We start from the raw sequence: 22,046 nt of genomic DNA, 5'->3' as shown, positions 1-22,046 counted from the left end.
CGCAAAAGCGGGCGTTGTATTCAAACGTTTAGTAAGAGTTAGAGCTCTTCGACCAATTCCTGGGCTTCGCTCTTCGGTTTGTCCACCTGACCAAACCCGCGCAATCCAACCACATGAACATGCTCATGGTCTTTAAAGACTTTACGCACCAGTTTATAGGTGGTGCCTTTTTCCGGGCTGATGTTTTCTGGGGCCGCGATCAGCAGCTGCATATCCAGACGATCACACAGTTCAAACAGCGTTGAGATCGATTTGGCATCCAAACGCGCCGCCTCATCCAGGAAGAGCAATCGACACGGCATGATGTCTTTGCTTCGCAGACGGCGAGACTCCTCTTCCCAACTTTGGACCACCATCAGCAGGATTGACTGACCCGTACCAATCGCTTCACCGGTCGACAATGCGCCCGACTCCGCCTGCAACCAACCATCCGAACCCCGGTTTACTTCGACGCTCAGTTCAAGGTAGTTCCGGTAATCCAGCAGCTCTTCACCCAATACTTGTGGCGAACGTTGCCCCATATCGATATGCGGGTTCACTCGCTGGAAAAGCTTCGCCATCGCTTCAGAGAACGTAAAGCGGGTGCTTTCAAACAGATCTTTGTGCTGCTCCTGTTGAGCCGCCAGACTTTCCAGCAGCACTTCGTGGCTCTCACGGATTTTCACGTTGAGACGCACCCCTTTTACCTGACCAAAGGCAATGTTCGACAAGCCTTGGTTGAGCATACGGATACGGTTCTGCTCACGCTGAATCGTCTTCTTGATGATACTTGCGACCGACTCAGAGCTGATCGCAAGACGATTCTCACGCTGTGTCAGTTCTTCTGTCAGGCGCGCCAGTTCCACTTCCATCTCTTCAATCGCTTCCACAGGATCATCAGTACGAATGATATCCTGACGGATTCGCTCGCGCAGATGTTGGTAAACAGCGATGTAGAACAACACTTTACGCTCTGGACGTGCATTGTCCTCAGACAGGCGCAACGCATCGCGCAAGTCCTCATTATCTGCAACCGCAAGACGCAGCGCACCCAGCGATTTGTCCGACATCGAACGCAGTTCATCGGCACTCATGTACGCCAGTTCACGCTTGTGCAGACGACGTTCAACATCGTTTTCACGCGCCAGGCGCAGCACCGAGCACCAGCCGGCTTTGGCTGCAACGACAAAGGTGCGCAGCTCAACATAATCTTTCTGGACTTTTTTCAGACGTTTGGCCAACGTCTTCATTTCCAGTTCCGTTGAGGTAATCGTCCGTTCGTATTCACTCTTGCGACCACGCGAAGCATGCAAACGCTCGTGCAACTCGTCACGGCGGCGCAGTGCTCGCTCTTCCGCGCCTTCATCGGCATTCACGCCGTACTCTTGCAGTTCCTGTTTGAACTCCTGCACGGTTTCCAACTTGGCTTGATGCGAGCTTTTCAGAGACGCCAATACCTGATTGTACTGGTTCATTTGACCCTGAGCTTGCTTGAGCTCTTCACGGGATCGAGTTCGGGCACGTTCTGCTTCCACCAGTTTGGCTTTCAGCTGTTCACTGAGTTCACTGCTCTGGTTAAGCAGGTCAACGGAATCTGAGTAAGCAAAGTAGTGGCGACGCTCGACCAGATCAGACAATGCGAAAATCTGCTTCTTCAGCGACTGCAGTGCTTCATCGGCGCGCTGGTACTCAGCTTCGAGAGCATCAAATTGCTCGGGGTCTGCGTCCAGCGCCGTCACCACGGTTTCCAGCTCCGCAATGGCTTTACCATGCTGATTGATGAACACTTTCGCGTCACTTAACTGAGCAATCTTTGCTTCGATTTCTTCATAGCGGGCTTGCAGTGTGTCGTCTTCGATCAACACCATATTCGGCGCAATCTTGTCCAGCGCAGCCAGCGCCTGTTTGCTGCTCGTCAGCTGACTGCGCAACTGTTGTTCTTTGGTATCCAGATCCGCCAACTGGCGCGCAGCCTGATTGCGCTTATCACGCAAAGCTTGTAGCGCCTGTTCCGGATCCGCTTCAAAGGCAACCTGCAGGTGCTTTGCCACAAAGCTGTTGAATGCCTGATACAGACGTTGCAGTTTCTGGGAATCGAACGCCGCTTTAGCGTGTTGTTCAACCACCTCTTCGCGCTCATTACGCAACAGCTCAAGACGCTGTTCACGCGCCGCCCGACCAAACAATGGAATTTCAGGCAAACGGGAATAACGTAACTGACGCGCGTTCATGCGCACGCACACCGCACCTTCGAGTTCTTCCGCATCAAACGAGCTGTCATCGAACGCATCCACATCACCTTCAATGATGTAAAGATCGTCCGGACAGTCGTCCAGCTCGACCAGTTTTTCTTCAATGTCACTGAGATCCGATACCACAATCGCATGGCGGGCAGGACCATACATGGCACTAAAGTACGGTGCATCGTCAATCGTGATGTCGTCGTAGATTTCAGACAGCAGCACGCCGCCCAAGGTATCAGCTAACCCTTTCAGACGTGGATCGTTTGAGCCACCCGGTGACGCTAAACGCTCGATTTCGTTTTCCAGCGTCGCACGACGATCCGCCAGCTTGTCTTTCGCAATGGATTGCTGCTTTTCCTGCTCCAGTGCCTGTTGCATCTGCGTCATGACTGCCTGGCTGTCATACAATTCAGCGCCACTTTGCTCCTGCAACGTTTGCAGTGCATCGTTCGCACTGATCCAGGCCGGTGCGATGGATTCAAGACGCTTAATTTCAGCCGAATGATCCTGCTCTTTCCGACGCAGTTCGCTGCGCTGCTCACGCACTTCTTCTTGAGCCAGATCCAGTGACTCCAACTGCAATGCGTGGCGTTCGCGCTCTTGCTCCAGCGTCAGTTCGTCGTCCAGCGAGACATGAAACTGCTTCTGATATTCGCTTGTCAGTTCGCGGACTTGACGCTGTTGATTGATGCTGCGCTCTAAATCACGATGCTGCGCGCGCCACTGCTGCTCATTCTGGATCGTTTGTTCAGCGTCTCGGGCTTTGCGAATCACTTCCCGGGCTTTATCAGCTGCATCACTGCGTTCGATCTGGCCGACTATTCCGGTAATCAGCTTCAATGCAGTATCAAACTGTTGAGCGGCGGCTGACGACATATCCAGCTTGTGCTTAACCGACAACAAGGTATTGGTGTTCGCGCTTTCCTGAGCCTTCAACTGTGCCACTAACGCTTGTGCACCTTCTGCCGTCAAAGTGTTATCACCCAGCAATTGACGGGCTTTATCCAGTGCCTGAATCGCTTGTTGATATTGCAGGGCACGGGTTTGCTGAACATCGAGCGCTTGCTGGTAATCGGCCAGTTGCGTCTTGAGGCTGTCGACCTCTTCTTCTGTAACGGTAGCCTGCTCTTCGGCCATCATCACACGCTCTTGCGCTTCCTCAACCACCATCATTTGCTCTTCCAGACGCTCATTGAGCTCTTCCAGATCTTCCAGATAGCGTTCGATCTTTTCCTGCTGGCGCAATGCATTCTGTACCAGTTGGAGGTGATCTGAAGCGGCGCGGTAATCCATTTCCAGTGCCGACTCCTGCTCAACCAACATCTCCAGCTCTTCATGAACACGGTTAAGCAGTTCATTTTGTTGTACCAAGGTTTCACGCGAGCCGAACAGTTCACTGCGTAGTGACAGCGTTTGTTCCAGCTTATTACGGCGATCGTTGGCATGGCGCATGTAATCTGCGGCCACATAGTTGGTCGATTCAGTGATCAAATGCTTAAACAGATCACGATCCGCCTGAGTGGTTTTGATCGCTTCCAGTGTCATGCGGTTTTCACGCAGCGCCGATTCCATGTCCTGGAACGCTTTCTTCACCCCGCCATTTTGAGGCAGTAAGTAGTCACGCAATGAGCGGGTAATCGCACTTGAGATACCACCATACAGAGATGCTTCAATCAGACGATAAAACTTAGAGCGGTCGCTGGAGTTGCGCAGCTTCTTAGGTATTACCCCAAACTCAAACATCTGAGCATGGTAATCGACGATGGACGCAAAGGTTTTAAACTGAACGCCTTCGTATTCACCCAGCGCGTCTTTGACTTCATTAATCTGGCGCACACGCGCATGGCTGCTAGAGACCGTTTCCACCAGCACATCAGTCGGTTTGAGATGGCTCGGTAAGCCTTGAATAACAAACGGCTTGATATCTACTTTCTTGTCACGGCCGGCGACCTGCTGCAGCTTAACAACAAACGTCAAGCGCTGATGACGAGAGTTCAGAACATCCAGTGCGGCGTAACATGCACCGGGTTTGAGCTTACCGTACAAACCTTTGTCACGAGACGACTGATTGCTACCCGCCTCCGTGGTGTTACGAAAATGCAGCAGCGTTTGATCCGGAATCAATGCCGTAATGAAGGCGGCCATGGTGGTTGATTTACCCGCACCGTTACCACCGGACAAAGTGGTTACCAAACCATCGATATCAAATGTACGAGCAAAAAAGCCGTTCCAGTTGACCATGGTCAGCGATTGATATTTACCTCGTTCAATCATGCTTCACCTTCTAACTCTTGCTCGTTGTTGTCTTCTTCATTGTCGTCGTCATTTAGCAGGCTGCCCTGACTTGGCTCCTGTGTATGCACCACCGCCTCACCATCACGAATGAGCCGCAGCTGTGCTTCGCGCATATCGTCGCCAACACGCACATCAGCGCCAAAGCGGAACACCGACTCACTGATACTGAATTTACCGGTTTCACCGATGTTAATGATCATGCCCAGACGGCGCAGACGGCGCAGCGACGTACGCACTTTTTCAAACAGCTTCTCTTTATCCATATCAGAGCCAGTCGCCCGATTGGTGACCAGCTTCATCAGTTTCTTCTCATCCGCCAGGGCCAGTAGCTCTTCGTACAGCTCTTGATTGGTGAAAATCCCTTCGTGGGCCAGACGCTCCGGGCTAAGGTAGAGGAAACACAGTACCTTACCCACCAGCATATCCAGCTCCGAAAGCACACTACGGCCAATCAATGAGGTCGAACGTGGACGTAGATAGAAAAAGCCTTCAGGTGCTTTTATCAGCTCAGTGTTGTAACGCTGGTAGAACGACGCCAGCTCAACTTCGAAATCACACAGCAACGCGTGGTTATCCAGATCTTCGCTGGAAATATGGCGCCCGGCGCGCAGCATACTATCCAATTGAGGAAACAACGGGTTGGAAATCGCTTTTACCAGATTGTCTGGCATGTATTCATTAGTATCGGTCGATGACATTTGCTTGTACCTTTGCACCGTAATCGTTGATCGCTTGCCAGTCAGGCTGAACAGCCTGATAGTCGGACTCTGAATAACCGAGTCTCACGGCCTGGTCGACAACAATACGGGCTAAATCAAAATGATGAGTGTGTGGGTGTGCTGACAGGTAGTCGCGCAGAACACTGCCGAGATCAATCGGCGAACCGCTGTCTTTGTGTACCTGTAACATGGCGCCGATGCGCTCAGATAACTCATCATTGACTTGCTGAAACTCTTCAAACTCCATATCGAGAGGAACCTGGCCGGTTACCTCATCATCACGAAGCACCAAAGCTTCATCACGTAAATCAGTAAGACGCTCGGCATCTGCATAAGTGAGATACCAAGGCATGTCGAAATAGTCTTTGACCGACTGGCGCAAACGGGTACTGAACGCCCGGTTTTTGTCCATGTCGATCGCAGTACGGATAAACTTATGCACGTGGCGGTCATAGCCAATCCACAGATCAATCGCCTGCTGACCCCAACTGGTGATTCGATCCAGTTTCATTTGCAGGCCAAACAGCGTTTCCTCGACAAACTCCAGCTCTGGGTCACCGTACACCTTTTCCTGAATATCGAGGATCTGAGTCTGGAGCTCGTCTCCGGCGGCTTGCAGGGTATCCTGAAGCTCTTTCAACGTCGAAGAGGTTTCAGACAGCAGCGCTTCACAGTTGTTAATAGCATCGCGCCAGTCTTTGTTCAGCAGCTCTGCAATTTGTTCTTTGACTGAGCGCTGCTGTTCATCCATAACGCGTTGGTTGAGGTCAATTTGATCAAAAATCTCACCAACGGAGTAGCGCAATACGCCGTAGACATTTTTCTTCCAATGACCTGGGGTTCCGCCTTTCAGCGCCGCCTCTTTGGCTTTCGCCATTTCATCCGCCACCATCGACAGTTGAATCGACAGCTTGAGCTTAGAAAACTCGCGGTGACGCACGTAATAATCGGTGATACCAATCGCCAGCGGCGACAGGCGGTAAATACTTGCGCCATCATTGACTTCACTGGTGAACCGACTCAGCAAGCGCTGGTTCACCATTTCATTGATCGCGTTGTTGGCGCGGAATGCGGATGCTTCCCCCGTCTCCGCAAACATGCGGGTGACGATGGTAAACGCATCATGCAGTTCTCCTTCACCTAGCTCTTCATCAAACCTTTCGTTGCTTAATACAGCGACAGCAATCAAAAACGCCAGTCGCTCTGTTGTCAGGTTCAATGAGAAATCTTGCTGCTTTACCCAGCCGACCAATTCATCAATTGGTTGCTCCGCAGCATCGAGAGTCATCTCACTCATTGTTGTTCCTGTTCTTGTTTCTTTTTGGCCCATACGTGAATGTATCGACCTAGTGAGAGGTACGGCTCTTGTCTACATAGTTGTTTTTCCAGAGCCAGTACATCGTCAAATTCGTAGTCGCCCATATTCTTCATGTTGCCAATGTAATCACTGAAGGAGCGAATTCCGGATTTGCCGCAAATGTCAAACCCAGCGTCTTCCATCCACTGGTAGACCTCTTCCGGTTTGAGCCCTTGCTGCGGCTGTAACTTAAATCGTTTGCGATGCGGCATACCTTTCAGCACATGGGGAATATTGCCACAAATTGCATTCTTAAATACCAGACCGTGATGGTTATAGAACATCACCGATGCCATTCCTCCCGGCCTGACCTGCGCCAACACTTTATCCAACGCACTTTTCGGATCGGCCAGCCACTCCATGACCGCATGGAACATCACCACGTCCACAGGTTCATCCAGATGTTGGTCAATCGACTGGACCGGAGAATGAATCAGGCGATACTGCTCAAGCAGCCCGTTATTTGCAATATCCTGCTCAGCTAGCTGTAGCATTTCGCAAGATAGATCACACAACGTAATCCTGTGGCCTAATTTAGCCAGCTTCTGTGACATTTGAGCCAGCCCGCCCCCGGCATCAAGAACGTGAAGTGAGGGCTGAGAAAATTGCGACAACAGGTTAAGAAGATCTTCCCAAACAATAATTTGGCGAATCTCTCCCTTATCGGAGCCGTAAATATTTTTTGCAAATTTGTGGGCAATATCGTCGAAATTACGGTCTTGAGTCACTGCGGTTAGGTTATGATAACGAATCGTGCTGCTATTCTGTCATAGGAATGGCAGGATTAAAGAGGCTTTATGCCCTTTTTTCAATCAAGTGATGTTTTTTCGGACTATTTAAGTATGTTTGAGCTGAAAAAAGTTGTCGCATCTCTTCTGATGCCGCTTCCAGCGATGTTAATCATCGGCTTTATCGGTCTGATGCTGATAATGTTTACCACCAAAAGAAAGTCTGGCTGCTTTGTGGTGCTTTTCTCCTTAATGGGCATTTTTCTGATCGCCTTCCAGCCAGTATCCACTCGTCTGTTGATGCCTTTGGAGCGTCAGTATTCTGCTTTTCTGCCTGTGGATGAATCCATTGACTACGTGATGGTTCTGGGCAACTCACATGTGGTGGATGACCGTATTCCGCCCACCTCAGAACTGAGCCGTGCCAGTCTGATGCGCCTTACCGAAGGCATTCGGATTGTGCGTATGTATCCGGGCGCAAAGTTGATTCTGTCCGGTTATGCGGGTGGCTCGGAGATGAGCAATGCGCGCATGATGGCGAAAGTCGCGTTGGCGCTTGGAGTATCTAAATCAGATATTATTCTGCTGGAAACCGCCAAAGACACCTGGGAAGAAGCGCGTCAGGCGGCGGCGTTTGTACAACAACGTAAATTAGTGTTGGTGACTTCCGCCAGCCATATGCAACGTGCAATGAATGAGTTTAACTCCGCGGGTCTGTCACCAATTGCTGCGCCGACCAATTATCTGGCGCAATCCAACATTGCTCAGGCTTGGGATAAGTACACCCCAAAAGCCGTGTATCTTGAACAAACTGAGCGCTACTGGCATGAAACGTTAGGCAGGATTTGGCAGTCGATGCGCAACTGGGTTTCGGATTACGAGCAGCAAGCGATCGAAGCCGAACAAAGCCAGTTGAGCGACGGTGAGACGCAGTAGAGCAATTTCAGCGATAAAAAACCGAAGCCAACGCTTCGGTTTTTTTGTTTCCGTATACGATCAATCGCCGGCAAACATGTAGCCTTCGCCATGCACCGTTACGAAAATTTGCGGGTTCTTGGGATCGAATTCCATTTTCGCTCTCATCCGGCGGATCAACACGTCAATGGTGCGATCGTTCGGCGCATCAACCCGGTGGCTGATCATGTTCAGGATTCGTTCGCGACTCAGTACCTGATTCGGGTAGGAAGAGAGCGCCACCAATAATTCATATTCCGCCTTCGTCAGCTTCACCGGTTCACCGTTGCGACTTAAGGCGCGGCGCTGCACATCAAACGTCCAGTCGCTAAAACGAATCACGTTGCCATCCTGCTCCTCACAGATTTGTCCGCCACGACGGGCAAGTGAAATACGCCACAAGAGATTTTTGACCCGAACCAGCAGCTCGCGTAACTCAAACGGTTTGGTAACGTAGTCATCCGCGCCCATCTCTAGGCCGACGATTTTGTCGATGCTATCCGTGCGCCCTGTCACCAGGATAATTCCAATATCAGATTGACTGCGCAGTTCACGCGTTAACATCAGGCCATCGCCGCCAGGAAGGTTGATGTCCAGCATCACTAAATCGACCGCGTGAGCCTGAAGCATATCGCGCATCTGATCGCCATTCTCCGCTTCACTGACCTGGTAACCTTCACTCTGAAAATAGCCCGCCAGTTTACTGCGAGTCACCGCATCATCTTCTACTACTAATACGTGATAGCTCATTTACACCACTTTGAATCATTGGAATGGTTTACGATAATTATTCTATTCATAACTAGTCACAATTCTAGTCTCCGCGGTGCGAATTCGAAGAAAGCTGGCTTTTTATTGATTCAAGACAACCTTCACCACTCCATTCATATTTCGTCATAAGCCGCGATAATTTGTCATACATGGCGTTACCGCTATTCATCTTTATCCATTAAACTTAGAAGTATCAGAATTTCCGGAGCTTAATCCATGCAAGAAACCAAAGCGTTCAATGAAAAACGAGCTGAAATTTACTGGTGGTTATCCAGCTTGTTTGCCAAAGAGCTGACCGAGGCCGACATTGAGCAGTATCACTCCCCTCAGATCCGCGCTTTTCTGAGCGGGCTTGGCGAAAATAGCACGCTGAAACCGGCCTCTGACCAACTGGTGGATGCCTTAAATCGCCTGATGGACCGAACAGACGCGCCACTTGAACTGGCTGCGGATTTTTGCGATCTGTTCCTGAAATCAGACAAAGACGCCGCTTTACCTTACGCCTCCATTTATATCGGTAAATCGGGTCTGCTCAATGACGAGCCAGCCATTGAAATGGAAGCCGTGATGGCACATCACGGTGTGGCGGTCGACAAATCCCTCAACGAGCCAGCCGATCATCTGGCGATAGAACTCGATTTCCTTGGCAACATGATTATCCGCTCTAACGAACTGGAACAGGAAAAGCACCTCGATCAGGCGCTGCTGGATCAGGAAGTTTTTATCCGTCAACATCTGCTCTCCTGGGTTCCTCAGTTCAGTCAACGTTGTCAGCAGTATGATCAGTTTGGGTTTTATGCAGCGGTTGCCGCACTGTTGGAAGCATTTCTCGAGCTTGATTGCCAATATCTGGTTGGTGAATAAGCGCGAAGCCCCTCTCTGACAAGATTAACATTTTGTGACCATCGCCTTATCCAGGCGATGGTTTTTTAATTGCCACTTGCGGCAGAGCAGTCTAAAATCGTGATCGCAAACGATAAAAATATGATGATGAATGCAAACCGCTGTCTTTAAGCGGTTTTTGTGTTTCTGATACTTACTGCCTCAGGCCGGGGGAATCCGGTTGACCTGGCAGGTGACAACAGGACAGAACCTTATGGCTACCATTAAAGATGTCGCACGCTTAGCCGGCGTTTCAACGACGACTGTATCCCATGTGATTAACAAAACCCGCTTTGTTGCTGAAGCCACCCAAGAAAAAGTGATGGAAGCGGTGAAAGAGCTGAACTATGCCCCGAGTGCCGTTGCGCGTAGCCTGAAATGCAATACCACGCGCACCATCGGTATGCTGGTCACTCAATCAACCAACCTGTTTTTCTCGGAAGTGATCGATGGGGTAGAAAGCTACTGTTACCGTCAAGGCTATACGCTGATCCTGTGTAACACCGGCGGTATCTACGAAAAGCAACGGGACTACATCCGCATGCTGGCTGAGAAGCGCGTCGACGGTATCCTGGTAATGTGCTCTGATCTGACCGAAGAGCTGTCGGAAATGCTTGAGCGTCACGCAGACATTCCGAAAGTCATTATGGACTGGGGCCCGGCAAGCTCCCAGGCAGACAAGATCATCGATAACTCAGAAGAAGGCGGCTACCTGGCGACGAAATACCTGATCGATCACGGCCACACCGACATCGCCTGCCTGAGCGGTCACTTTGAAAAAGCAGCCTGTCAGGAACGAATTCTGGGTTTCCGCCGCGCCATGGGAGAAGCCAAGCTACCGGTAAATGAAGACTGGATCCTGGAAGGCAACTTCGAGTGCGACACCGCTGTATTAGCGGCAGACAAAATTGCCGCGATGGACAAACGCCCGACCGCGATTTTCTGCTTTAACGACACCATGGCCCTGGGTCTGATGAGTCGTCTGCAGCAAAAAGGCATCCGGGTTCCGGAAGATATGTCCGTCATTGGTTATGACAACATAGAGTTGGCAGAGTACTTCTCACCACCACTAACGACCGTTCACCAGCCGAAGCGCCGGGTCGGAAAGAACGCATTTGAGATCCTGCTGGAGCGTATAAAAGACAAAGAACACGAGAAACGTGTCTTCGAAATGCACCCTGAAATTGTCGAACGCTGTACAGTCAAAAAACTGAACTAACCTCTCACTTATTGATAAAAATGCGTTTAGTATTAGTGACTTACTATTTACTAAACGCATTTCACACCATCAATTTCCTGAAGCAAGATCACATTTATAACCACACTTTGTGAAGCTCTGGGCAAAATTTATTTATGCTTAAATTGGTTACATTAGCCACGCACAGGGCAAACCATCTGAAAGGGTGGGACGCAAAGCCTCCGGCCTAAACCAGAACCTGGTAGGTAGCGGGGTTGCCGATGGCAAAAAATGCATTCAGCAAGTTTACTGCTATTTGACACACCGATTGCATGTTTTTGCTAACCTCTCGGACCTGATTTGGTGGCGTATTCACATACACCGAGAAATAAAAACATGGATAAACCAGTACTTAAAGATTCAATGCGACTTTTTGAGCAACTAGGACGCGTCAAATCTCGTTCAATGTTTGGTGGTTTTGGTATTTTTGTCGACGACACAATGTTTGCTTTGGTAGTAAACGAAAAGCTTCACATCCGCGCTAACGAGCAGACTACTGCAAAGTTTAAGCAACAAGGATATGAACCTTACGTTTATAAGAAGCGCGGCTTTCCCGTTGTGACAAAGTATTTTGCACTGCCTGATAGCTGGAACGACGATCATGAAGCAACCCTGAATGAAGCGAAATCTGCGCTAGAGTCAGCAAAAAAAGAAAAAGCCTCTCAGGCAACCGCGAAACCTAACCGGTTGAAAGATCTTCCCAACCTTCGACTTGCCACTGAGCGCATGCTGAAAAAGGCAGGCATCTCTTCTGTTGAAGATCTGGAGCGCCACGGCTCTGTGGCCGCCTATAAAGCGATTTGTGATACCCACTCCGCCGATGTCGGTCTGGAGCTACTGTGGGCACTGGAGGGCGCCATTAACGGCACTCACTGGTCGGTGATCCCTCAATCCAGGCGAGACGAACTGATCAATCGCCTAAGCTAACCCCGAAGCCAGCATTATGCTGGCTTTTTTCTTATTGATACTGCTTACCAAAACGGACGATGAAATTTTTTCTGTCGGTTGCCTGTCTTGCTATAGTAACCGGACAACACCTAATCAGTGATTGGCCAATCGTTTTCAAAGAGGACTCACGATGAATAAGAAATTGCTGGTTGGCGTACTGCTGGTTGGACTGATCATTTTCCTTGGTATTAATTTCGGCCAGTATCTGACTCTGGACAATGCCAAGGCCCAACAAGCCGCACTGGGAGAGTTCATCAGCGATCACTTCGCGGTGGCGGCGTTGAGTTATTTCGTCGCCTACGTGGCAATTGCCGCGTTTTCAATCCCAGGTGCGGCGGTCGTAACCTTGCTCGGAGCGGCTCTATTCGGCTTCTGGACCAGCTTGATTTTAGTGTCCTTCGCCAGCACTATCGGTGCTACCCTGGCGTTTCTCAGCTCTCGCTATCTTTTACGTGACTGGGTTCAGAGCAAATTCAGCGACAAAATGACCACCATCAATCAAGGGGTAGAACGCGACGGCGCGTTTTATCTGTTTTCGTTAAGACTGATTCCCGTCTTTCCGTTTTTTCTGATCAACTTACTGATGGGGCTGACCCCTATTTCTGTCCTGCGCTTCTATCTCGTGAGTCAGTTGGGAATGCTTCCCGGAACCGCGGTCTACCTTAACGCGGGTACGCAACTGGCGCAGATAGACAGCCTGTCTGGGATTGTGTCCCCGGCGGTCCTGGCTTCATTTGTGTTGCTAGGTCTGTTTCCTATCGTGGTGAAATGGATTATGGTGAAGCTTCGCCTTTCCCCTAACGTCAACGGAAATGCCGGATGAAAATTTTTGTCGCCAATAACCCAACAGAGGCGCATATCGTTTGCGAGTTGCTTAAAGCCGAGCGGATCCAGTGCGAGGTCCGCGGAGAAGGGTTATTTGGCCTCAAAGGCGAATTGCCATTTGGGGAGGACACCGATCCGTACATCTGGTTATTGAATCCAATGCAAAAGATGTTGGCGCAGAGCATCATCGATGCCTATCATCAACAATCGAATACGGAAGCCGGCACCTTATGGCGCTGCCAGCGATGCGGGGAAGAAAACGAGCCACAATTCGGCGCCTGCTGGCAGTGTGGCGCCCCTCACCCAACAGAGTAACCCTTAGTGGGTGTGGCGTTTAATGAATTCTATCGAATGTTGATTAAAGACATCCGGCTGTTCAACGTTGCACACATGGCCACAATCAGGAATTTCTCGCAGCTCACTGGTTCGGTGCACAGCAACCATCTCTTTCACCGGCTGGATAAACATATAGTCACGAGCGCCCATCAGGTAGAGCGTGGGGATGGGCAGGTCTTTTTCCTTGAAATAACGCATCAGCGGGTTGACTTCAGCCGCCAACACAAACCAGCGCTTAAACTCTTTCTGACAAAGGCGTTTGGCCTCACGAATGAACAGATGGCGTGATTCTTTCTGACTGCGCTGAGGCATCACAATGTAGGCAAACAAACTGTAGAGCCACATATAGGGCAAAATATGCTTGCTCAGATTGCCCAGTTTAACCAGCAGTTGAGAACGCGTGTTCAACCGGGTAATTGCGCCGCCGAGCACCATCGTCCTGACCCGGTGGGCTGCCATCTCGGCCAGATTACGTACAATGATCGTGCCGAGCGACATCCCTACGAAGTGAGCTGACTGGATCTTAAGGTGATCCAGTACCTTTAACACATCCAAGGTCACTGACTTAAACGTATAATGATTGGCGATCAGCTCTTTGAGTAGCTGGTTGGACTTACCATGCCCGCGCAGATCCACCAGCAACAAGTTAAAATGCGCTTTATAGGCCTTGATCTGCTTGAACCAGATTGAGGAACTGCCGCCGGCGCCATGCACAAACACCACCCATTCCTTACTGGTCGGATGCGAGTATGTTTTATGAAACAGTAAAGCGTCACTCATCAGGCAAAGCGTCTCAAACTGGGTTATTCGTCAACAGGAGTTGAAGCCTACCACAAATTTCACCGGTCACTACTGACCTCATGTCAAATTATCGGAGAACATGCCTTCATTTGACCATTATTTGGTCGAGTTTTTACTCGTATCTGGCCACCTGTTTATCCAAGTCCCAGTCTGAACCTGGGCTACTGAAGTGCGGCCTGATAAAGACTCAGATACTGCTTCGCAGCCTGAGACCAGCAAAAGTTTTCACGCATTCCGTTAAGCTGAATGCGTTGCATCTCCGCCGGATTCTGAACATACAGCAGCAGAGAGCGCTGCAACATCAGCAACAGAACCTGCGGATCTGGCTCATTGAAAATCAACCCGGTTGCGTTATCCGGATCCGAGTCGTAGTCGGTGACACTGTCTTTAAGTCCACCCACACCGCGTACAATCGGCACTGCACCATACGCCATGCTATAGATTTGATTGAGACCACATGGCTCAAACTCAGAAGGCATAAGAAAAAAGTCCGAGCTGGCTTCCACCAAATGCGCCAGGCGTTCACTGTACGCCTCGACAAAGACAAATTTGTGCCCGTGCTGCGCAGCGATGTCCTTAAGCTGAGAGGCCAATATCGGGTCGCCAGTTCCAACCATCACGAGCTGTAGATCGTGGCGCAAAAACGCTTCGAGGATCGGCAACAAGTAGTGGACGCCTTTTTGATGGGTCAGACGACAGACCATGCCATACATAGCGACTTCACGCAGGGGCAACCCGAGTTCCTGCTGCAGTGCCTGTTTCGCGGCCTGTTTTCCCGCCAGCATACTGCTCGCCTCAGCGTCATAAGGCAGTGGCAGGTGCGGATCCGTCTCAGGATCCCATGACGAATAATCACACCCATTGAGGATCCCCACCAAGTCGCTCGCCCGGCTGAGGAACTCTTTTGCCATACCGTGGCTACCCAGCTCCGTTTTCAACTCTTCAGCGTACGTCGGGCTGACAGCATTAATCTTGTCCGCTGACATCACTCCGGCTTTTAGCATGGTAATGTGTGTCGGGCTGACTGCCGCCTCAGGCACATAACGCGAGTGCAGTTCCGGCACCGACTCCAGCTCATCGTAGCTGAAGACGCCTTTAAACACCGCATTGTGTACCGAAAGAACGCTTTTCATACCGCGGAAAAAATCATTGGCGCTATAGCGTTTCTTGAGCAGGAATGGCACTAATCCCGTGTGCCAGTCATTGGCATGCACAATGTCTGGTTTAAAAGTCAGTTTGGGAAGCATATCCAGACAAGCAGCACTGAAAAACGCAAAGCGCTCCCCGTTATCACGGTACGCCTGATTATTTTCTGCATACATTTCAGCGCGCTCAAAATACTGCGGACATTCGATGGCATACACAGGCACCGATGAGACATCGAGTTTACGTACCCGATATGGCGTGTAAGGCCAATGCTCCAGCTCAGTATCGAGCAGAACTTCCGACGTCTCCACATCGCCGATTTTACTGTAAGCGGGCATTGCAATGCGCACGTCCTGACCCAACTCACGCAATGCCACAGGCAGCGCTTTAGCCACATCCGCTAAACCGCCGCTCTTGATTAACCCTTCAACTTCTGATGCAACAAACAGGACAGACAACTTCTCAGTAGCCAATTCTTGCTCCTTTTGGAATGACCACAATGCCCTCATCAGAAACATGGAAGCGCTTTTTATCCTGTGACAGGTTCACGCCTATCTCAGTACCCGGTGCAATTTCGACATCTTTGTCGATAATGACCCGGCGCAGCACACATCCATCACCGATTTTGACATCTCCCAGAAGGATACTTTCACTGATATCACAGGCAGATGCAATATTACTGCGAAATCCAAGTACAGATTTTTCAATTCGCGACCCTCGCACATAGCAGCCATTACACACCAAACTGTCAATAATCTGCACCCGGCCATTATCTGAATCAGTAAACGTGGCTGGCGGCAGTGGCGGATAATAGGTATGCAGGGGCCACTTGCGATTGTAGAGAGAAAACGGCGCGTCGTTTTCCAACAGATCCATATGAGCCTGCCAGTAAGCGTCAATGGTACCGACGTCTCGCCAGTAGACTTTGTTCTTCTCTCCCGCAATGGTGTTGGTGCTGAAGTCATACACGTAGACATCACCACGAGGGAACATTTTGGGGATGATGTCTTTACCAAAATCGTGTGATGACGCTTGGTTGGCTGCATCTTCAATTAATTCTGCAAACAGAACCTGAGCCTCAAAAACGTAGTTCCCCATCGACACCAGCGCATGTTCCGGATCACCCGGAATGGCTTTGGGTTGTGCCGGCTTCTCTTCAAAACCCACCATGCGTCCCTGAGCATCCACTTCGATCACCCCAAACTGAGAGGCTTCTGCAACCGGCACGCGCAGCGCCGACACCGTGAGCGCAGCCTGCTTCTGTTTGTGGAATTCAAGCATCTGCTTGATGTCCATTTTGTAGATATGATCAGAACCAAAAATACAGACCTGATCCGGCTCCGCCAGCTCCATGAAACGTAGATTCTGATAAATGGCGTCCGCTGTCCCTTCATACCATCGCTTGCCGGTACGCATCTGCGCCGGAATCGGATCGATGAAACGATCAGTAATTCCATTAATGTTCCAGCCTTTTTTGAGGTGGTGAAACAAGGATTGTGACTTGAACTGTGTCAGAACATAAATTCTCATCAGGTCGGCATTAATAAAGTTATTCAGGGCAAAGTCGATGAGACGATAACTGCCACCAAACGGGACCGAGGGCTTGCTGCGCGATTCGGTCAAAGGCCTAAGACGTGAGCCTTCACCACCTGCGAGAATCATTCCTAAAACACCAGCCATTTTCTATCTCCATATCATTTTTATAATTGCAGATAAGCATTTGAAATTTTGGGGGGACTTATCCACATTCCATATCCAACATCTTAGCGTTTCCGGTTAAACCGCTGACCAGAAAATACCTAACAAGGTATCGAACTATATGCATATTGCAATTTAAAACACCTCGTACTTTAGGGTTAGAGCGCGTTACTTGTGTCGAGTCTGAACCCAATCACACATTTTTCTGAGACTAATACAGCAGATTAACAGTGAGCATACTCGGTCATCACACCGAACATCCGTGTAGACATAGTGAAGTTGGCATCAGATTTGAGCAATTCTTTTCCACACTTTAAATGTGATTATTTGTAACGGGTCAGAGTAACCGACGCTTTTGTCACTGATATGACAGTGGAGGAAATAAAAAAACGCAGCAAGATTGCTGCGTTTTTAGAGGAGAGGGGCAAGCGTTATTTCTTCTTGCGCTTGTCGGTAATTTCCCATTTACCATCGATGTACAAACCAGTCCAACCGGAAGGTTTACCTTCGACTTCAGAACGGATGTAGTTTTCTTTTGACTTGCGGCTGAAACGCACCACCGCCGGACGACCTTCTGGATCGTGCGTTGGCGCCGTAGTCAGATACTGGTACTTCTCCGGAATACGGTCGGCAAAACGCGCCAGTTCTTCCACCAGCGGAGCACGTGTCTCACGCGATTTCGGGAAGTTGTGCGCCGCCATAAACAAGCCAGAAGCACCATCGCGCAACACAAAGTACGCATCTGAATTTTCACACGGCAGTTCAGGGAAGTGTACCGGATCTTCTTTAGGTGGCGCGACTTCACCGTTTCTCAGGATCTTACGCGTGTTTTTACATGACTCGCTGGTGCAGTCCATGTACTTACCAAAGCGACCGTTTTTAAGCACCATGTCTGAGCCACACTTATCACACTCAACCACAGGGCCGTCGTAACCTTTCACCTTGTACTCGCCATGCTCTACCAGGTAACCGTCACAGTTCGGGTTGTTACCACAAACGTGCAGTTTACGCTTATCGTCGATCAGATACGCGTCCATCGCAGTTTCACAGATCGGGCAGCGTTTCTTAGCGCGCAGAGCGGCGGTTTCAACGTCTTCTTCCAGCACGTTGATGATGCCTTCTTCATCACCTAAGTTAATGGTGGTTTTACAACGTTCTTTTGGCGGCAGAGCATAACCGGAACAGCCCAGGAAAACACCCGTCGATGCAGTACGAATCCCCATCGGACGCGAACACGTCGGACACTGAATGTCCGTCATGACGATGTGATTCGGCTTCATACCGCCGTGCTCTTCGTCCTGCTCCGCCTTCTCCAGATCACCAGAGAAGTCTTTGAAGAAGTTGTCCAGCACGCCTTTCCAGCTCGCGTCACCTTCTGCGATTTGGTCGAGTTTCTCTTCCATTCGCGCCGTGAAGTCGTAGTTCATCAGATCCTGGAAGCTGTCATCCAGACGATCGGTAACGATTTCACCCATTTTCTCAGCATAAAAACGACGCTGGTCCACTTTGACGTAACCGCGATCCTGAATCGTCGAGATGATCGAGGCATATGTTGACGGACGGCCGATGCCACGTTTTTCCAGCTCTTTGACCAATGCCGCTTCGGTGTAACGCGCAGGTGGCTTGGTAAAGTGCTGCTTCGGATCGAGTGCAATCAGATCCAGCGTATCGCCAACTTGAACCGCTGGCAGAATCTGGTCTTCATTCTTGCCCAGAGGGCGCTGCACTCGTGTCCAACCGTCAAATTTCAGAATACGGCCTTTCGCTTTGAGCGTGTATTCCGCCGCCTTAACGCTGACGGTCGTTGAATCGTATTTTGCCGGCGTCATCTGACATGCGACAAACTGGTTCCAGATCAGCGCATACAGTTTGTGCGCGTCCGGATCCATGCCTTCAAGATCGTCCGCTTTGACATCCACACTGGAAGGACGAATCGCTTCGTGCGCTTCTTGTGCGTTACCTTTACTGCCGTATTTCAGCGGCGCGGCTGGCAAATATGCATCGCCAAACTCACTACCGATATAGCTCCGTACCGCGTCTACAGCTTCTGAACTCAAGTTAGTTGAGTCAGTACGCATGTAAGTGATGTAACCCGCCTCATAGAGACGCTGAGCCAACATCATGGTCTTTTTCACCCCATAGCCCAGACGCGTGCTTGCCGCCTGTTGCAACGTGGAGGTAATGAACGGTGCCGATGGCTTACTGCTGGTCGGGCGATCTTCGCGTTTGCAGACTTCGTAACGAGCGTTTTCCAGCACCGCTATCGCTGACTGAGTTTCCGCTTCATTCACCGGTTTAAAGGCAACATCATCTTTCTGCGCGACCTGAAGGCGGAAATCAGTTTTATCTGTGGTTTTGGTGTCTGCGTGAATATCCCAGAACTCTTCCGGCACAAACGCTTTGATTTCGCGCTCACGCTCAACCAACAGTTTCACAGCGACCGACTGAACGCGGCCAGCAGACAAACCCCGTGCCACTTTCTTCCATAGCAGTGGTGACACCATAAAGCCCACGACGCGGTCCATAAAACGGCGCGCTTGCTGGGCATTCACACCATCCATATTCAGCTCACCAGGATCCTGGAACGCTTGTTGGATGGCGTTTTTGGTAATCTCATTAAAGACTACACGTTTGTATCGCTCTTCATCGCCACCGATGATCTCACGAAGGTGCCAAGCGATGGCTTCTCCTTCGCGGTCCAAATCGGTTGCGAGATAGACGCTGTCGGCGTCTTTTGCCAGCTTCTGTAGCTCGGCGACCACTTTCTCTTTACCCGGCAGGATTTGATAATTCGCATCCCAGCCATGGAATGGGTCGATACCCATCTTTTTGATCAGTGCTTTGCGATCTTTTTCTTTCTTGATGCGCGCTTTTTCTTCTGCGCTCAGGCCTTTGGTCGATACAGCGGCGGCTTTCTTGCCATTCCCTGTACTCTGGCCCGCAGTCGGAAGATCGCGGACGTGACCAACACTGGACTTAACAATAAAGTCCTTACCAAGGTATTTGTTGATAGTTTTGGCCTTGGCTGGCGACTCCACGATGACGAGTGATTTACCCATAACTGACTCAAATGCCCTTAATCACGGTGCGAAAATTATCGCATGACGTACTTAAACTATTACTTCTTTTTTACTATTGAGCGAGATTAAAAGAAGATCAATATCTTTTTCGAAAAATAAAATCCAATTGCTCGACAATTCAACGGTTATGATCTACTCCAAAATCACCGTACCAGTTGGAAAGTGCCACATACTAAACGCGACAATGTAACGCTCACCAGTGCTTGGAACAAATATTTGTTGGGAGTCACAAAAACAACAGTGTTGCAATTCCCCGGCATGCCCCTACACTGAGTCAGGTTTCATTTCATAGCAGTAGGATGTCATTATGGGCGACAGAAAACCGATTTCATCTTTTGATTTGTTGCTGATTGCCAATCAGATTATTCAGGATCATGACGATTATATAGAGGGCATGCGCGCCGACTCCGTCGAGGAAAAAGACGACGTATTGGTGTTCAAAGGCGAATATTTTCTCGACGAAAACGGCCTGCCAACCCCTAAAACCACGGCCGTATTTAACATGTTCAAATACCTGGCGCATCATCTGTCAAAAGAATTTACACTGGTGTGAACCCACATCAGGCCGAACTTAGGGTCATGACGGCAACAAAAAAGCCTTGGCGAACAACCAAGGCTTTGTTTTAACCACGTGTATTACTGGCTTAGAGCGGCTAATTTATCAAAGTAATCCGGAAACGTTTTTGACGTACAACCAGGATCATTGATGGTCACAGGCGTATCACTCAATGCCACCAGTGAAAAGCACATTGCGATACGATGATCGTCGTAGGTATCAATCGCCGCGTGTGCCAGTTTGGCTGGCGGTGTCACAATCAGGTAGTCTTCCCCCTCTTCGACCTCAGCGCCGACTTTACGCAGCTCAGTGGCCATCGCCGCCAAACGATCGGTTTCTTTGACCCGCCAGTTGTACACGTTACGAATCGCCGTCGTCCCTTTGGCAAACAGCGCGGTCGTTGCGATGGTCATGGCTGCATCCGGAATGTGGTTGAAGTCCATGTCCACGGCATTGAGCTCACCAGCGCGCGCAATCACGTAGTCCGCCCCCCATTCAATCTCCGCGCCCATTTTCTCGAGTGCATCAGCGAATTGAATATCGCCCTGAATACTGTGTTTACCAATCCCGGTGACTTTGATTTGCCCGCCTTTGATGGCGGCTGCCGCCAGAAAATACGAAGCCGACGACGCGTCACCTTCCACCAGAAAATCCCCCGGTGCCTGATAGGTCTGACCCGCTTCGACGACAAACTCCTGATAGTCACGGTTGATCACTTGAACACCAAACTGCGCCATTATGTGCAGCGTGATGTCAATGTAAGGCTTTGACACCAGTTCACCCACGATCTTGATAGTAACGTTGTCTTGTGCCAGTGGCGCCGCCATCAAAAACGCCGTCAGAAACTGACTTGAGATCGAGCCATCAATTTCGACCGTACCACCTTGTAGACCCGTGCCGTGAATTTTCAGTGGCGGGTAATGCTCGCTCTCCAGATACTCAATATCCGCGCCAGCCTGACGCAGCGCATCCACCAGGTGACCAATCGGACGCTCTTTCATCCGCGGTTCACCAGTCAGTACGCAGTCACCTTGTCCTAAACACAGCGCCGCCGCCAGTGGACGCATTGCTGTGCCAGCGTTGCCCAAAAACAGCTCGACGGACTCTGTCACCGAAAATGGCTGGCCCAGTCCCTCGACTTCACAGACGGTTCTGTCGTCCGACAAACGATAGGATACGCCGAGTTTTGACAGTGCATTGAGCATATGTCTGATGTCATCACTGTCGAGCAGATTGGTCAGGCGGGTGGTGCCTTTAGCTAGAGCCGCCAGCAAAAGAGCGCGGTTAGAAACACTTTTTGATCCCGGCAAATTGACTTCGCCGTTAACTTTGTTGATAGGTTGTAACGTAAGGCTTTCCATTAAAGTTGATTATCCTTGGTCACTGCCATATCCCAAGGCAGTGAATAAAAATTCTTCGTACTTGCAGCCTATCTAAATTCGTGCCCCAGCACCACCCCAAATTTGGCCTAAACGACGCTTTATTTCGTCC

Annotated in this window: 17 protein-coding genes and 1 riboswitch; of the genes, 7 read left to right on the top strand and 10 right to left on the bottom strand. The window is 50.1% G+C overall.

All coding sequences use genetic code 11. From position 1 onward, the window contains the following. Positions 1–38 precede the first annotated feature (38 nt). Genes mukB through cmoM form a run of 4 tightly spaced genes read right to left on the bottom strand, consistent with a single transcriptional unit; the run spans position 39 to position 7,321 of the window. Positions 39–4,496, bottom strand: a complete 4,458-nt coding sequence (mukB, locus tag VPR01S_RS04200; protein ID WP_021704060.1) for a chromosome partition protein MukB — start codon at positions 4,494–4,496, stop codon at positions 39–41. Next, positions 4,493–5,215 (bottom strand): chromosome partition protein MukE, encoded by a 723-nt coding sequence (gene mukE / locus VPR01S_RS04195; RefSeq protein WP_021704059.1) that lies wholly within the window; start codon positions 5,213–5,215, stop codon positions 4,493–4,495. The genes mukB and mukE overlap by 4 nt, the downstream gene beginning before the upstream one ends. Next, positions 5,196–6,533 carry a chromosome partition protein MukF gene (gene mukF, locus VPR01S_RS04190; protein WP_021704058.1) on the bottom strand — a complete coding sequence of 446 codons (1,338 nt, stop codon included), beginning with the start codon at positions 6,531–6,533 and terminating at the stop codon, positions 5,196–5,198. The genes mukE and mukF overlap by 20 nt, the downstream gene beginning before the upstream one ends. Beyond that, on the bottom strand, positions 6,530–7,321 hold the full coding sequence (gene cmoM / locus VPR01S_RS04185; protein ID WP_021704057.1) for a tRNA uridine 5-oxyacetic acid(34) methyltransferase CmoM: 792 nt from the start codon (positions 7,319–7,321) through the stop codon (positions 6,530–6,532). Before cmoM ends, mukF begins: the two co-directional genes overlap by 4 nt. Positions 7,322–7,435: 114 nt before the next feature. On the opposite strand from cmoM, the gene elyC reads away from it, so the two are divergent. Next, positions 7,436–8,257 carry an envelope biogenesis factor ElyC gene (elyC, locus tag VPR01S_RS04180; protein ID WP_040902260.1) on the top strand — a complete coding sequence of 274 codons (822 nt, stop codon included), beginning with the start codon at positions 7,436–7,438 and terminating at the stop codon, positions 8,255–8,257. A 60-nt stretch (positions 8,258–8,317) separates the two neighbouring features. Here elyC and torR read toward each other — a convergent pair whose 3' ends face one another. Beyond that, positions 8,318–9,025, bottom strand: coding sequence for a two-component system response regulator TorR (gene torR, locus VPR01S_RS04175; protein ID WP_021704055.1), 708 nt, complete (start codon positions 9,023–9,025; stop codon positions 8,318–8,320). 237 nt (positions 9,026–9,262) lie between these two features. Between torR and torD the strand changes: the two genes are divergently transcribed. The 5 genes from torD (at position 9,263) to VPR01S_RS04150 (ending at position 13,253) form a co-directional block, all read left to right on the top strand. Beyond that, complete coding sequence (gene torD / locus VPR01S_RS04170) at positions 9,263–9,910, top strand: molecular chaperone TorD (protein ID WP_021704054.1); 648 nt, start codon at positions 9,263–9,265, stop codon at positions 9,908–9,910. A gap of 232 nt (positions 9,911–10,142) precedes the next feature. After that, on the top strand, positions 10,143–11,147 hold the full coding sequence (purR, locus tag VPR01S_RS04165) for an HTH-type transcriptional repressor PurR (RefSeq protein ID WP_021704053.1): 1,005 nt from the start codon (positions 10,143–10,145) through the stop codon (positions 11,145–11,147). A gap of 156 nt (positions 11,148–11,303) precedes the next feature. Beyond that, positions 11,304–11,388: riboswitch (cyclic di-GMP riboswitch) on the top strand. Positions 11,389–11,501: 113 nt separating this feature from the next. Continuing rightward, entirely contained in the window at positions 11,502–12,092 is a 591-nt protein-coding gene (locus tag VPR01S_RS04160) for a TfoX/Sxy family DNA transformation protein (RefSeq protein WP_021704052.1), read from the top strand. Positions 12,093–12,243: 151 nt separating this feature from the next. After that, positions 12,244–12,936 carry a TVP38/TMEM64 family protein gene (locus VPR01S_RS04155; RefSeq protein ID WP_021704051.1) on the top strand — a complete coding sequence of 231 codons (693 nt, stop codon included), beginning with the start codon at positions 12,244–12,246 and terminating at the stop codon, positions 12,934–12,936. Continuing rightward, the gene (locus VPR01S_RS04150) at positions 12,933–13,253 is read left to right on the top strand and encodes a putative signal transducing protein (RefSeq protein WP_021704050.1); all 321 of its coding nucleotides are present in this window, start codon (positions 12,933–12,935) and stop codon (positions 13,251–13,253) included. Before VPR01S_RS04155 ends, VPR01S_RS04150 begins: the two co-directional genes overlap by 4 nt. A 3-nt stretch (positions 13,254–13,256) precedes the next feature. On the opposite strand, the gene VPR01S_RS04145 is transcribed toward VPR01S_RS04150, so the two are convergent. From VPR01S_RS04145 to topA, 4 genes are all read right to left on the bottom strand, one after another. Beyond that, entirely contained in the window at positions 13,257–14,054 is a 798-nt protein-coding gene (locus VPR01S_RS04145; protein WP_040902243.1) for an alpha/beta fold hydrolase, read from the bottom strand. 182 nt (positions 14,055–14,236) lie between these two features. Continuing rightward, complete coding sequence (glgA, locus tag VPR01S_RS04140; protein ID WP_021704048.1) at positions 14,237–15,694, bottom strand: glycogen synthase GlgA; 1,458 nt, start codon at positions 15,692–15,694, stop codon at positions 14,237–14,239. Further along, positions 15,684–16,901, bottom strand: coding sequence for a glucose-1-phosphate adenylyltransferase (glgC, locus tag VPR01S_RS04135; protein ID WP_021704047.1), 1,218 nt, complete (start codon positions 16,899–16,901; stop codon positions 15,684–15,686). Before glgC ends, glgA begins: the two co-directional genes overlap by 11 nt. A 449-nt stretch (positions 16,902–17,350) precedes the next feature. After that, the gene (gene topA / locus VPR01S_RS04130) at positions 17,351–19,978 is read right to left on the bottom strand and encodes a type I DNA topoisomerase (RefSeq protein ID WP_021704046.1); all 2,628 of its coding nucleotides are present in this window, start codon (positions 19,976–19,978) and stop codon (positions 17,351–17,353) included. 328 nt (positions 19,979–20,306) lie between these two features. On the opposite strand from topA, the gene VPR01S_RS04125 reads away from it, so the two are divergent. After that, the gene (locus tag VPR01S_RS04125; protein WP_021704045.1) at positions 20,307–20,552 is read left to right on the top strand and encodes a YciN family protein; all 246 of its coding nucleotides are present in this window, start codon (positions 20,307–20,309) and stop codon (positions 20,550–20,552) included. An 83-nt stretch (positions 20,553–20,635) separates the two neighbouring features. Here VPR01S_RS04125 and aroA read toward each other — a convergent pair whose 3' ends face one another. Beyond that, on the bottom strand, positions 20,636–21,916 hold the full coding sequence (gene aroA / locus VPR01S_RS04120) for a 3-phosphoshikimate 1-carboxyvinyltransferase (RefSeq protein WP_021704044.1): 1,281 nt from the start codon (positions 21,914–21,916) through the stop codon (positions 20,636–20,638). Positions 21,917–22,046: the final 130 nt, after the last annotated feature.

This window comes from Vibrio proteolyticus NBRC 13287, from assembly GCF_000467125.1.
Classification (GTDB): domain Bacteria; phylum Pseudomonadota; class Gammaproteobacteria; order Enterobacterales; family Vibrionaceae; genus Vibrio; species Vibrio proteolyticus.
This window is presented reverse-complemented; position numbering and strand designations above follow the sequence as displayed.

What these genes read in the sequence shown, in the direction of transcription:
- mukB (WP_021704060.1), bottom strand. Translation starts at nt 4,496, where the DNA reads ATGATTGAACGAGGTAAATATCAATCGCTGACCATGGTCAACTGGAAC.
- mukE (WP_021704059.1), bottom strand. Translation starts at nt 5,215, where the DNA reads ATGTCATCGACCGATACTAATGAATACATGCCAGACAATCTGGTAAAA.
- mukF (WP_021704058.1), bottom strand. Translation starts at nt 6,533, where the DNA reads ATGAGTGAGATGACTCTCGATGCTGCGGAGCAACCAATTGATGAATTG.
- elyC (WP_040902260.1), top strand. Translation starts at nt 7,436, where the DNA reads ATGTTTGAGCTGAAAAAAGTTGTCGCATCTCTTCTGATGCCGCTTCCA.
- torR (WP_021704055.1), bottom strand. Translation starts at nt 9,025, where the DNA reads ATGAGCTATCACGTATTAGTAGTAGAAGATGATGCGGTGACTCGCAGT.
- torD (WP_021704054.1), top strand. Translation starts at nt 9,263, where the DNA reads ATGCAAGAAACCAAAGCGTTCAATGAAAAACGAGCTGAAATTTACTGG.
- purR (WP_021704053.1), top strand. Translation starts at nt 10,143, where the DNA reads ATGGCTACCATTAAAGATGTCGCACGCTTAGCCGGCGTTTCAACGACG.
- VPR01S_RS04160 (WP_021704052.1), top strand. Translation starts at nt 11,502, where the DNA reads ATGGATAAACCAGTACTTAAAGATTCAATGCGACTTTTTGAGCAACTA.
- VPR01S_RS04155 (WP_021704051.1), top strand. Translation starts at nt 12,244, where the DNA reads ATGAATAAGAAATTGCTGGTTGGCGTACTGCTGGTTGGACTGATCATT.
- VPR01S_RS04150 (WP_021704050.1), top strand. Translation starts at nt 12,933, where the DNA reads ATGAAAATTTTTGTCGCCAATAACCCAACAGAGGCGCATATCGTTTGC.
- VPR01S_RS04145 (WP_040902243.1), bottom strand. Translation starts at nt 14,054, where the DNA reads ATGAGTGACGCTTTACTGTTTCATAAAACATACTCGCATCCGACCAGT.
- glgC (WP_021704047.1), bottom strand. Translation starts at nt 16,901, where the DNA reads ATGGCTGGTGTTTTAGGAATGATTCTCGCAGGTGGTGAAGGCTCACGT.
- topA (WP_021704046.1), bottom strand. Translation starts at nt 19,978, where the DNA reads ATGGGTAAATCACTCGTCATCGTGGAGTCGCCAGCCAAGGCCAAAACT.
- VPR01S_RS04125 (WP_021704045.1), top strand. Translation starts at nt 20,307, where the DNA reads ATGGGCGACAGAAAACCGATTTCATCTTTTGATTTGTTGCTGATTGCC.
- aroA (WP_021704044.1), bottom strand. Translation starts at nt 21,916, where the DNA reads ATGGAAAGCCTTACGTTACAACCTATCAACAAAGTTAACGGCGAAGTC.